Genomic DNA, 12,411 nt, shown 5'->3' with positions numbered 1-12,411 from the left:
TGAATAAGCATCAATAAAGATAGCACTAGAGTTAACATCGCAATAACCCTAGAAAAATGGTTGCGAAGGATAGCACGGAAAAACGCCAGATCACAACTGTCAATAATATTCAGAACGCCAGCTTGTAAGATTCTGTGTTGCTATCGACAAGGATCTGGAAGCTAGCTCCAAACGAATCAAACCTGCAAATATCCAGTGATTCATACACTAACAAGCAAACCGCTTTAGTGTCTTGGGTCGAGTATGAAAAAACTGTTTGGGTTGTTGGTGATGTTCTTGTTGTTGTCTAGCGTGACAAGAATGGTGAGTGCGTTAGAAATTTCTCTCTTGAGTGAGTGCCAAGGAGCACTTTCCTGTGATGGAGGAAGGGAACCTACGATTCCAGATAACGATGAAAATGATGACAACGACAAGGATAGTGAAGAGCCTGACACAGAGCCTGATCCCGTCAAAGAGGATGCCGATGCTATTCAATCTGAAGTTAGCGATATTTCGACGCAGACAGCAGATGCCGCTTCCAGTGCTGGGATAGAAGCCGATCAAAATGCAGCAGAAACAGAGGCTCAAACTACTGATAGTCAAGATGATAACGAACAACAGCAACAACAGAATAGCGAACAAGGGCTTGAAGGCGATGACAGTGATTGTCCTGTGGAATTGTATTCGGGATGTAAGATAATCCGCGAGCAAGATTATACTCATCCACTGTTTTCTCTTACTCGGCAGCATAGGCTTAACCAAGGCTCAGCATGGTCGTTAGGTGCAGGTTGGCATAGTGCCTTAGATAGCCGTATTTTATGGGGAGTGGATATTGATGCCTCCTCTCTTATTGAGGCAAACCAAGCCGTGGTTAATCAGTATCAAGGGATTATCGATGATATTGAAGCCAGTCTCGCCATTTTAGAGACCTCATTTACCGATCGCATTGCCTTTAACGAAGCCAGTGTGCAACAGAAGCTAGCGGAAGCGATATCTGAGCTAGTCTCGTTGAGAAATATCTATGTTCAGAAGAGGGACAAAGCTCAAACAACCCTAGACACACTCACCCGTAATGACGCTCAGTCTGAGGTCTATCGACAGAAGAATCGTTATTCCGCTGATCCACACTTTCCTGCTGAATATGAAATAGGCCTGCACACCATAAAGTGGGTAACGCCTCAAGGAGCACGCAAGCTGTTCTCGTTTGATGTTGCTAGCTCCACTATTACCGCTAATTCCGGCCATAGTGCACGCCTAGAGATTAACGATGAGGGGGAGTTTGTTGTTACCGATACTCAAGGGGTTCGCTACCAATACAATGTTCATGGTTTTTTGGTTGTGGTTATCGGCAATGACGGTCGACGAGTAGACATTAAAAGAGATAGCAAGCAACAACCCGTATCGCTATCCGATGAACTGGGACGTACTTTGCGTTTTTCTTATGCTGATGGGCGACTCTCCGAGATAGTCGATCAAGAGGGTCGAATCACTCGCTATTCCTATCAACGAGGTATGCTAACCGATGTTGTGCAATTTGATGGGGAGCAGCATAGCTATCAATACGATCACCAAGCTAACCCATTAGCCTTGACGCTGAAGTCGGATGGTGAGGGAAATAGCGCGCACTATATTTATCGTCAACAGAGTGAAAAGACCGTTGTTGATACCCAAATTGATGCGAGTGGAAACGCCTTCTCTTACGAATATGATTTCTCCAATCGAATTACAACGGTGATTAACCGCAATGGAACTCGCACCCGATATCAGTACAACGCGAACAACCAAATCGTCTCTAAGGTATTCGAGAGTGATGGTAGTGAAGTTAGCAACCTATACGATAATCGCGGGAACCTAGCTGCGGAATATAATGAGCTAGGAGAGGCTTATCTCTATAGCTATGACGACTATGGGAGGTTGCTATCGCGCACGGATCCCGCTGGTCGAAGAATGGAATATTTTCGAGATGCGCAAGGGCGAGTATTAACCCAAACGAACAATGCAGGCGACACTACACACTTTAACTATGATGTGGATGGGCGACTTGAGACGAAAACCCTAGCAGACGGTTCAACCGTTAAAGAAGAGTGGCTTGATAACCTACTTATCAAGCGAGTGGATCAACAGGGCAATCACACTCTATTTGAGTACGATGATTTCGGGTATCCCATTCGCATTGAACGCTTCGGGGTGAATACACTTCCTGAACAGTCTTTTATCCTTCATCAGAAATTCGACAAAATAGGGCGACTGCTTTGGGTTTCTGAGGGCTCAGATTCAACGCCACAATCCCTATGGCGAACAACTCGCTATGACTATCTGAGTGAAGATGGACGAAGCTTAGATTCGCCAACCTATATTGTTGACTCCTTGGGAAGGGAAGCGATCAATCGATATGACCGCAATGGTCTTATCACCTTTCATCAAGACTTCTCTGGAGTAAAAACCTACTTTTCTTATACCTCACGTCAACGAGTCGCGAGCAAGCGTGTAGTCATGCCAAGCGAAAATGGCAACAGCGAGTACTTTACCCACTATGGGTATGATGCAGAAAATAACTTGGTCAAGGTAGCCTTGCCTCATGGCGCCATTTGGCACTACCAATACGACGTTCGCAATCGACTCATTAGCTCGCACCTAGAAGGGACTGAGGTAAGCAAGGCATTTGAATATGATCTCGCCGGTCGCCGAATCTCAGAAACAAACAGCACTCATCATTCTTCACATTGGAGTTATTACTCTGATGGGAATATTCAATTTATCTCTAATCCTCTTGGCAATATTACAGAGCATTTCTATGACGATGCCGGCCATTTAAAGGCCATTTACGATAATGAACGCAGTTCATACCTCGTTCAATATAGGCGAAATGAACTAGGCCACATTGTTGAAGCTCAAGATGGCAATCACAACAGCGTTCAATATCAGGTTAATGCACTAGGGCAAGTTGTATCCATATCAGCGCCCAATAATGGGCAAGTCCGGATACAAAATGAATTGAATTGGCGCGGTCTACCAGTAAGACAAAGTGATGCTACTGGTGGTGTATTCGACCACGAATACAATGCATTTGGTCAAGCTGTCAGGGTGACTGACTCCGAAGGGGGGATTGAGGAGTTTGCCTATGATCTGTTGGGGCGCAAAGTTCTTCATATCAATAAATCTGGATTGATAACGCAATGGAGATTTGAACAACAACCAAGTCAGCTGGTGGTGACAAAAATCGAGTCTGACAGCCGTCGTGCTGTTATGGAGTTGGGCAATAGTCGAGTTAGCATAAGAACTTACGATTTATTAGGACGCTTACTTAAGTATAAAGACGCTGCTGGGCAAGAGTGGCGATTCCAATACAATCAACAAGGATTAGTTGCTTCAGTTGCAACGCCTATTGATGTGCTTATAAAGCGAGAATATAACCTTGCAGGGAACATGATCTCTGAGATTGTGACAAGCAGAGAGGGAGAGTCGCGAGCAAGTTATTACACCTATGATGGAAATGGCCGAGTTATAACGGAGCAACTTCCCTATTATCGCTTGGGGGTAGTCAATACATACCGCTATAACGAGTTGGGTCAGGTGACTGAGCTTACCTTGCCTGATGGTAGCTCACATCGCTTTTATTACGACTTGGCAGGCCGCAGGATTTCGGCATCCAATCCTCTTGGTTATATGGAGTCTTGGCAATATGACGCAAATGACAACATTGTTGGCTATACCGACCGAGATGGATTTAGATGGGAGTACGACTACAACGCAGATAATCAGCTGTCGTACATGGTTGAGCCAGAAAACAGCAGTGGAGCCGCTACTCAGTATCAATATGATGCAATGGGAAGACTGCTTGCCACCATCAACCCTCTTGGGCATCGCAAGTCAAACATACTAGATAGCTTGGGTCGAGTTGTGGGCTCAACGGATGCCGCAGGGCACACGAAACGCTTCCAACTTGATTCAGCCGGTCGCCCTGTTGTTATTCGCAATCGTCTTGGCGAAGAAACCAGTCAGAGCTTCGATGCCTTTGACCAGTTGGTAGCGAGGACCGACTCCCTCGGAAACATGACTCAATTTCAATACGATGAACTTGGCAGGTTATCAATAGAGGCTGATGCTCTTGGGGGCAGTGAAAGCTGGACATATAACTACCAAAACCAAGTTCAGACTTATGCCAATCAACTCTCACATGTGACCTCATATCAATATGACGACTTCGGAAACCTAGCTCAGATAGAGCAGGCTAATGGCGCGGTCACTCAATATCAGTTCAATGCGGCCAACAAGCTTACTCGTGTGACGTCACCCAATGGGGGAAGCCAGTCGTTTTCTTATGATGAATTAGCCAGACTGAGTTCATTTAGCAATGAGTTGGGTGAGCAATGGCATTATGACTATGATTTCGCAGGGCAAGTGAGTCATGTTTATCAGCCAGAGCACAATACCGACATTGAGTTCCACTATGATCAGCGCGGTAATATGACAGAGCGTCAGTATCACCATCAAGGCAGCTGGGTTAGCGAAAGGTTGAACTACGACGGATTGGGGCGCCTAGCGAGCATTGGTAGCCCGGAGCTGACGGAGCAATACCGCTATGACGCTGCTGGTCGATTAATACAGGTGGACAATGAGCAGATAGGACAAAGCTTCCACTATGAGTATAACTCTGTGGGTAAGCGTACCTACAGTCAGTTAACCACTACAGAGGGCGTGCATTATCTGCATGATGCCCAAGGCAGGGTTATCCAGATTGAGCGAGAAAGTAGTGAAGGGTCTAGAGTCTTCAATCTCACATATGACCAGAAGGGACAGGTAGTACAGATTGATTATCCTAACCACAGTAGACGAACAATAGCCTATGACGCCCTTGGTCGAATCATTGAGATCAACATCGAACAGGAAGAATATAAAGGCAATCGCTGGAGAGGGACCTGGGATACCCTTGAAGTGCTTGAGTATCACTATGATCCTGCGGGTAATGTTACTGCACAAAACCGCAAGTCAGAATTAGCAGACAATGACCAGTGGGCTTATTTCGAATATGACCGAGTAAACCGACTAATTCGAGCGGACTACCCAGCACAAGAAGATCTTGAATATGAGTGGGATGAGTCGGGCAACCTGCGACACAAGAAAACGAAATCACACACTTATGCCTATCGCTACAACTTGGCAAATCAGCTTATAGAGATGCAAGGTCACAGACTACCTGGCTTTCTGTGTGCTGATGCAAACTGTGAAAGTGATGATGAAACAGACGCTCTCAATCAAGCGTTTGAGTATGAATACGATGCTAATGGTCACTTGGTGATAGTTCGCAATGGGGCGGAACAGCAAGTTTATAGTCATGATGCCCTAGGGCGGTTGGCTAGCGTTGTTAACCCAGACGGTAGCTCTGTGAGTTATGGATATGACGCTCGCTCAAGGCGTGTAAAATCCCAACGAGTTTATAGTGCTTCTCAAAAGGGAAATTCAAGCAACAAAGCTCAGCAAAATATAAGCACCTTGTATAGTCATCATGATGGCAGGCAGGAACAAGGGCAGTGGTTCTCCGAGGGCAATGAGTACTCCCCGTTCCGTTCATTGACGCTACTGCCGCGAGATGATCTTCCCTATGGTGAGGTGCTTCATCAAAAACTGTATGACCTCGATTCCCCTTTGCTAGCAGTTAGCGGTACTAAAGGCTCAGATATTGCCCATTTGTACGTACATCATGATCGTTTAGGAAGTGCTATACATGCACTAGATGAGACTGGAACAACCGCAATGCGACTAGGCTACAGCCCATTTGGACAGACCTACCGCAAGCACAACGACAAAACGTTCTGGAAAATCAATGCAGGGGTAAATGCTAACAAGCAATTAGCACAGCTCATGCCCTACCAATACACAGGCCAATATACAGAGAGCAGCACAGGCCTTATTAATCTAGACGCTCGCTGGTACAACCCACACGCAAATCGCTTTGTGCAACCAGACTATTGGAACCTAAAAAATACGTATCTACCCATAGAGATTCAGCATGAGCTTATAAGAACAACTCAGCTCAACACCGACATGTTGCTCCGTGATCCTAGCCAACAAATGGCCTATGGTTATGTAAGTGGGAATCCGTTGAAGTATATTGATCTGCTAGGGCTTTATTCATATTTAACGGGCGGTGAGTGGAAAAGTTGGGAGTTTAATGAACTCGAGTACAAGAGAGGGCTAAAAGAAACGTTAGAAGTTGTATCAGACACAGCTTCCAATATTGAATGGGTAGGTATCGGGACAGCTAATCCTGCTTTGACTGTTGGATCTTCCATAGTCTCTGATTTAAGTGCAATTGCTGCAGCTTCGCTTGCAGAAGAAGCTCCGATTGAAAAAGTAATATCAGCTATGGTGGACGTTAGTGTCGCAAAAAAAGTAGAGGCAGTATCTACAATTACCAAAGGTATAGCCTCCTTAGAACAGAAGGGAGCGAAAATTGTTTATGAGGGAGTATCAAAACTAACCGCTGACTCTCTTGGACAAGAAGCTGCCAGAAAACTAATGGAAAATACAAAACGAGAGGGTACTCCTTGTGACTAAAAAACTTTCAATTACTGTTTCAGAAAAGCTTTATCTTCCGTTGAAGTTGGGCTTACTTGCTGTACTTATTGTTTTTTCGTTTTACACGTATGAGGTGTTCGAACGGGGATATTTAGTTTTGAATGGCGAGGTAGTAAGCAGGGAGTCACATAGTTCTAGATTTTATAGTCGATTGTTTCTAGAAAAGGGGATTGGTTTATTATTAGTGGCTTGGGTTGTGACGTTTGGAGTTCAAAAGCAGAAATAATAGGCCCCGAGGTTCGACTCGACCGCAGGGCCTTTGAATGCTCTAAAGCATACATCGACTATTCAATATTCTGGATCTGCTCGCGCATTTGCTCAATCAGAACTTTCAACTCAACACCAGAAGCGGTGATGTCTGTGCTGATAGATTTAGAGGCTAGTGTGTTTGATTCACGATTGAACTCTTGCATCATGAAATCTAGACGGCGGCCAACAGCGCCACCTTTTTTCATGATGCTGGTGGTTTCTTTTACGTGAGAGTCTAGGCGGTCTAGCTCTTCTGCAACGTCAGATTTTTGAGCCAATACGATAAGCTCTTGTTCTACGCGAGATGAGTCTAGCTCGATAGACGCTTCTTCAAACTTGCTTAGTAGGCGGTCACGTTGCCATTGTAGGATTTCTGGCATGCGAGCGCGTACGCGAACCACTTCAGCAGTGATGGCCTCTAGTCGCTGATCGATCAGAGCCTTCATGTTCTCGCCTTCGCTTGCACGTGCTTCGATGAAGTCAGCAATTGCACCCTCAAAGCCCGCCAGTAGGTCTTTGTTTACCGTGTCCATGTCTTGCTCAGGTGTTTCCATCACACCTTGCCACTGCATTACTTGGAATGGATTAATGCGGCTAGTTTCGCCCGTCATTGCCATTACTTGGTTTGCAGCGTTGATAACCTGCTTTGCTAGGTCTTCGTTGATGGTTAGCTCACCCTTAGCACTTGGGTTTGCTTCAAAGCGCAGGTGACACTCCACTTTACCGCGTGCTAAACGCTTACGAAAACGCTCGCGAAGGATAGGCTCTAGGCCTCGGAACTGTTCTGGTAAGCGGAAATAGGTTTCTAGGTAACGTTGGTTAACTGAGCGGATTTCCCATACTGCGTTGCCCCAGTCGCCTTTAACTTCTTTGCGCGCGTAAGCGGTCATGCTGTAAATCATTAAAATACCTTTATTCATCACATAGGTGTGCGTCTATATTGCGGGCAATCTTAGCACAAAACCGCACTTCTTCGCACAAAACAGAGCGTCTTGATACAAATCATAGCTTCCTTGCATGGTCGCATCCTGTGGCATGTTCCTATATAATCTCGACCCAATCCCATACCCAATTATTTAGGTGACTCTCAATGCGTCCAAACGATCGTGCAGTAGATCAGGTTCGTCCTATTAAAATGACTCGCAACTACACCGCTTATGCAGAAGGTTCTGTATTAGTGGAGTTTGGTAATACCAAGGTATTGTGTAACGCCTCTGTAGAAGAGAATGTTCCGCGTTGGTTGAAAGGCAAAGGTAAAGGTTGGGTAACGGCAGAATACGGCATGCTACCTCGCGCAACGCATACGCGTAACCGTCGTGAAGCGGCAAGTGGTAAGCAGGGTGGCCGTACAATGGAAATCCAACGCCTTATCGCACGTAGCCTTCGTGCTGTGGTTGACCTAGAAGCAATGGGTGAAATCATGGTAACGGTTGACTGTGACGTGATTCAGGCGGATGGCGGTACTCGCACAGCCTCTATCTCTGGCGCAAGCGTTGCTATGGCTGATGCATTCCAAAAGCTTGTGGCACAAGGCAAGCTAAAGGCTAACCCTATGAAGGGACACGTATCGGCAGTTTCTGTTGGTATCGTTGATGGCCAAGGCCTATGTGATCTAGAGTATGTTGAAGACTCAGCTGCTGATACCGACATGAACGTAGTCATGACGGAAGAAGGCAAAATGATTGAGGTTCAGGGCACTGCAGAAGGCGAACCCTTCTCTCATCAAGAGTTGATGGAACTGCTGGCTCTGGCTCAAAAGGGCATTGCTGACATCATTGAAGTGCAGAAGGCTGCACTGGCAGAATAGTTTTTAAATAGCTCCTTTAGGGGCTATTTTTTTGTCTCCGAAGGAGACGTATGTACACATGTTTAAATCGTTATAAAAGAGAGAAAAGAATGAAAGCATACCAGCGTGAATTTATTGAGTTTGCACTTGAGAAACAGGTTCTTAAGTTTGGTGAGTTTACTCTGAAGTCTGGCCGTACTAGCCCTTACTTCTTTAACGCTGGCCTGTTTAATACTGGTCGTGACCTAGCACGCCTTGGTCGTTTTTATGCAGCGGCACTAGCGGATTCTGGCATTGACTATGATGTGCTATTTGGCCCTGCGTACAAGGGTATCCCAATCGCAACCACTACAGCGGTAGCGCTAGCTGACCATCATGACACAGATAAGCCATACTGCTTTAACCGCAAAGAAGCAAAAGACCACGGTGAAGGCGGCAACCTGGTAGGTAGTCCTCTAGAGGGCCGTATCATGCTGGTGGACGATGTTATTACTGCCGGTACTGCAATCCGTGAATCAATGGAAATCATCCAAGCAAACGGTGCAGACCTTGCGGGTGTGTTGGTTGCTATTGACCGTCAAGAAAAGGGTAAGGGTGAGCTTTCAGCAATCCAAGAAGTAGAGCGTGACTTCGGCTGCTCTATCATCTCGATTGTTAGCCTAACTGACCTAATCACCTTCCTTGAAGAGAAAGGCGATAACGCTGAGCAGCTTGAATCAGTAAAAGCGTACCGCGCTCAATACGGCATCTAATCGAGCCTGACATTAGAGTCTAAAACGCCACCCTCGGGTGGCGTTTTGCGTTTTAATAGCCTTTATTAAAGTCGACGATAGCCTTTAAAGGCTCATCATTTAGCCAACGTCGATAGTTGTCTTTAAATAGCCCCATAACCTGGTTAGGGAAGCTATGCGCTGCAATGTGCGGTGTCACTGTTACCTTAGGATTTTGCCAGTACGGGCATTGCTGGGAAATAGGCTCATTGATAAACACATCGAGATAAGCATGCTCAAGGTTGCCCTCTTCTAATGCGCTGAGCAGTCCATCGGTTTCTATGGCATCGCCACGCCCTACGTTAAACAGCAGCGCTTGCTTGCAATGACTCAAGCTCTGTTTGTTGAGCACGCCTTTAGTTTGTGCCGTTTTCGGTAATACCGACACTACAATATCCGCCAAGCTTAATGCATGGTTGAGCTCTGATATCGGAAAGACAGAATCAAACTGACTATTTTCAGGAGCCTTGCCGCTAGAGTTCACTCCAATAGTCGTCAGGCCAAACGCTTTTGCTACGTTCGACAGATGAGCGCCGATAGAGCCGGTGCCCAAGATGACTAAGGTCTTCTCGTTCAAGCAAACGTAAGGGTAGGGTTGCCATACTTGCTCGGCTTGCTGTTGTTTATAGGTAGCAAAGTGACGAAAGTGTGCAATGGAGTAGCTTAATACGTATTCACTGATGGGTTGTCCGAAGATGTCTTTAACGTTAGTGAGTTGGTAATCACTGCGCGGCGCAGGCTGAGTTAACGCATCCACTCCCGCATAGATGGACTGCACCCATTCAAGATTCGGGAAGTCGTTAATAACCTCAGAGGCCATCGGTGGGGAAGCAAGCAGGATATTCGCCAGAGAGGGGTCTTCGGTAATCTCAAGTTGTGGCAAATCGGCACTTTTTAGCAGTTCTAGGTACTCTTGTTTGTTTTTAGACAATACATAAAGGTATTGAGTGGCAGTTTTCATTGAAAGCGCGTCCCTGTTTCTTTGTTATTTGGGTGTTATCAAGTACACTTTTGCTGTTTTCCCACAATTGTGAGTCGTTATGTTACAGAATCCTCTTCAGGTTCGTATTGATAAGCTAGAACCTTGGCAACAAATCACTTTTATGGTCAGTTTGTGTGAACGTATGTATCCAAACTATGCCATGTTTTGTCAGACAACGGAATTTGCCGAGGCACGAATCTACCGAGATATTCTCGATAGCGTTTGGGAGCTACTTACAGTGAAGAGCGCAAAGGTAAACTTTGAGCGCCAACTAGAGAAGCTAGAAGAGCTGGTTCCTAATTCAGAAGAGTTCGACTTTTATGGTGTGTACCCTGCAATCGATGCATGCATGGGATTAGCAGAGCTACTTCATTCTCTGCTTGATCGTGACCTATTGCCTGAGTCAGTACAAAAAATTAGCCAGAACTCAGTCATGACAGTGGCCGATCTTGAAGTTGCACAAGGCAGCGAAGAGATCACCAATGACAATCAGAAAGATAATGAAGCCGTGTGTGACGAGTGGGATGTGCAGTGGGCTATCTTCCGCCCTCTACGTGAATGCACCGAGCGCGATGTAGACCTGATTAAAGATTTGCGTGCTGAGCTTCGTGAAGAAAGCGTCAGCAATATCGGCGTTCAGCTATAAGCTGAGAGTTGAGTTAAAAAAAACGGGAGCCTTATGGCTCCCGTTTTTTTATTTATTTTTCCGTAGGCTCAGCGGGTGGCTGTTTATCCTCGGTTTGTTCTTCTTCAATAGGCTCTTCATCATCATTATTGATGATTACGCCTTTTTTCTTGGTCCACTGTTCCCAGCGCTCTTGAGCCAGTACTTGCATATCGCGGTTCTTATCAGCTTCGTCGACGATCTGCTTTCCTAATAGAAACTCAAAGATATCCTCAAGGGTTACGATGCCTTGCACTGTGCCGTACTCATCAACAACCAAAGCAATATGTAGCCTTTGAGCTAGCATGTTCGCGAATACCTTAGGCAAAGCGCTATTGTTTAGGAATACATGAATAGGACGCATGACGCTGCCTAGCGCCTCAGTGCCTCTGCCCTTCTGTTGTAGCTTATACAGCTCCAATCGGTGCACAAAGCCACAGATATTGTCTTTTTGCTCAATGTAAACCAGAGGGCGTGAGAACGGCGTATCGTGGTGGGTTGCTAAGAACTCATTAATAGAGAGCGTTGCATCAACACGAAATACCACAGGTCGCGGTGTCATCGCTTTAGTTACGGGTACATTTGGCAAGTTCAGCAGGTTGTTAAGGATTCGAATTTCATCCTCACCAAACTCATCTGAATCTTTTGCTAGGATAGCCATCGCTGAGATTTCGTCACGTAGCTTTGGCTCTACATTGCCACGAGATAGACGCTTGGTTATTTGCTCAGAGAACCAAACGAAAGGTCGTAGCATCCATACCATCCAATTTAGTATTCCTGCTGAAGATGGTGCTAATTGGCGCCAGTAGGTCGCACCAATCGTTTTTGGCACAATCTCTGAAAGAATCAGAATGCCAAGAGTAAGCACTGCAGAAAACACACCTAGCCATTGGCTTCCAAATACCACAGACGCTTGTGCACCTGCGCTTGCTGCACCTATGGTGTGAGCAATGGTATTTAGTGTCAGAATCGAAGCCAGTGGGCGATCGATATCAGACTTAAGTTTGCTTAGCTTGTCGGCAGCAGGATGTCCTTGCTGTCGCAACTGAGCAATATAGCTTGGTGAAATACTCAAAAGCACAGCTTCTAAAACTGAGCAGATGAACGAGACTCCGATAGCAACGGAGACATAGATTGTAAGAAGTAACATGGTACCCTAGTGAATTGTTTATGAAACAGGCGGATTATGACAGTCATTTTCTGTAAATGATAGCTTGTTGAATAGGTTGAAAGTGTTGAAAATACAAGCATCAACCCCTTCAGATTCGGTCAATTTGTGAGTTGAATTGCAGAATGAGCTAAAAAATGTTCGCTTGAACCTAAAGAACGCCCGCAACCCTTTGCCAGATGGGGGCTTTATGCTTTAGAGTGACTTTGTTTTCAAACACTTTAGAAGGGAAAC

Annotated in this window: 8 protein-coding genes; 5 read left to right on the top strand and 3 right to left on the bottom strand. The window is 45.7% G+C overall.

Translation table 11 applies throughout. The features are described from left to right. The first annotated feature begins 243 nt into the window (after positions 1-243). Together A6E01_RS12335 and A6E01_RS12330 are read left to right on the top strand one after the other, a co-directional pair. A complete protein-coding gene (locus A6E01_RS12335) occupies positions 244-6,537 on the top strand; it encodes an RHS repeat-associated core domain-containing protein (protein WP_237334476.1) in 6,294 nt (2,097 codons plus the stop codon). Next, positions 6,530-6,784, top strand: coding sequence for a hypothetical protein (locus A6E01_RS12330; RefSeq protein WP_065210296.1), 255 nt, complete (start codon positions 6,530-6,532; stop codon positions 6,782-6,784). Before A6E01_RS12335 ends, A6E01_RS12330 begins: the two co-directional genes overlap by 8 nt. A gap of 58 nt (positions 6,785-6,842) precedes the next feature. Here the strand turns inward: A6E01_RS12330 and A6E01_RS12325 are convergent, their stop codons facing one another. Beyond that, the gene (locus A6E01_RS12325) at positions 6,843-7,709 is read right to left on the bottom strand and encodes a YicC/YloC family endoribonuclease (protein ID WP_017027283.1); all 867 of its coding nucleotides are present in this window, start codon (positions 7,707-7,709) and stop codon (positions 6,843-6,845) included. A 188-nt stretch (positions 7,710-7,897) separates the two neighbouring features. On the opposite strand from A6E01_RS12325, the gene rph reads away from it, so the two are divergent. Next, on the top strand, positions 7,898-8,614 hold the full coding sequence (rph, locus tag A6E01_RS12320; RefSeq protein WP_017027284.1) for a ribonuclease PH: 717 nt from the start codon (positions 7,898-7,900) through the stop codon (positions 8,612-8,614). An 89-nt stretch (positions 8,615-8,703) separates the two neighbouring features. Then, positions 8,704-9,345 (top strand): orotate phosphoribosyltransferase, encoded by a 642-nt coding sequence (gene pyrE, locus A6E01_RS12315; RefSeq protein ID WP_017027285.1) that lies wholly within the window; start codon positions 8,704-8,706, stop codon positions 9,343-9,345. Positions 9,346-9,397: 52 nt separating this feature from the next. On the opposite strand, the gene A6E01_RS12310 is transcribed toward pyrE, so the two are convergent. Then, positions 9,398-10,324: a D-2-hydroxyacid dehydrogenase gene (locus A6E01_RS12310; protein ID WP_065210295.1), complete on the bottom strand. Its 927-nt coding sequence runs from the start codon at positions 10,322-10,324 to the stop codon at positions 9,398-9,400. 79 nt (positions 10,325-10,403) lie between these two features. On the opposite strand from A6E01_RS12310, the gene A6E01_RS12305 reads away from it, so the two are divergent. Beyond that, positions 10,404-10,991 (top strand): YjaG family protein, encoded by a 588-nt coding sequence (locus A6E01_RS12305; protein ID WP_017027287.1) that lies wholly within the window; start codon positions 10,404-10,406, stop codon positions 10,989-10,991. Positions 10,992-11,043: 52 nt separating this feature from the next. Here A6E01_RS12305 and A6E01_RS12300 read toward each other — a convergent pair whose 3' ends face one another. Next, on the bottom strand, positions 11,044-12,159 hold the full coding sequence (locus tag A6E01_RS12300) for a CNNM domain-containing protein (protein WP_017027288.1): 1,116 nt from the start codon (positions 12,157-12,159) through the stop codon (positions 11,044-11,046). Positions 12,160-12,411 lie beyond the last annotated feature (252 nt).

This window comes from Vibrio breoganii, from assembly GCF_001677275.1.
GTDB classification, from domain to species: Bacteria; Pseudomonadota; Gammaproteobacteria; order Enterobacterales; family Vibrionaceae; genus Vibrio; species Vibrio breoganii.
The sequence above is the reverse complement of the archived record's forward strand: the minus strand, read 5'-3'. Positions and strand labels throughout refer to the sequence as shown.

Excerpts from the sequence above, each read along its gene's own strand:
- A6E01_RS12335 (WP_237334476.1), top strand. The coding sequence starts at position 244 with ATGAAAAAACTGTTTGGGTTGTTGGTGATGTTCTTGTTGTTGTCTAGC.
- A6E01_RS12325 (WP_017027283.1), bottom strand. The coding sequence starts at position 7,709 with ATGATTTACAGCATGACCGCTTACGCGCGCAAAGAAGTTAAAGGCGAC.
- rph (WP_017027284.1), top strand. The coding sequence starts at position 7,898 with ATGCGTCCAAACGATCGTGCAGTAGATCAGGTTCGTCCTATTAAAATG.
- pyrE (WP_017027285.1), top strand. The coding sequence starts at position 8,704 with ATGAAAGCATACCAGCGTGAATTTATTGAGTTTGCACTTGAGAAACAG.
- A6E01_RS12310 (WP_065210295.1), bottom strand. The coding sequence starts at position 10,324 with ATGAAAACTGCCACTCAATACCTTTATGTATTGTCTAAAAACAAACAA.
- A6E01_RS12305 (WP_017027287.1), top strand. The coding sequence starts at position 10,404 with ATGTTACAGAATCCTCTTCAGGTTCGTATTGATAAGCTAGAACCTTGG.
- A6E01_RS12300 (WP_017027288.1), bottom strand. The coding sequence starts at position 12,159 with ATGTTACTTCTTACAATCTATGTCTCCGTTGCTATCGGAGTCTCGTTC.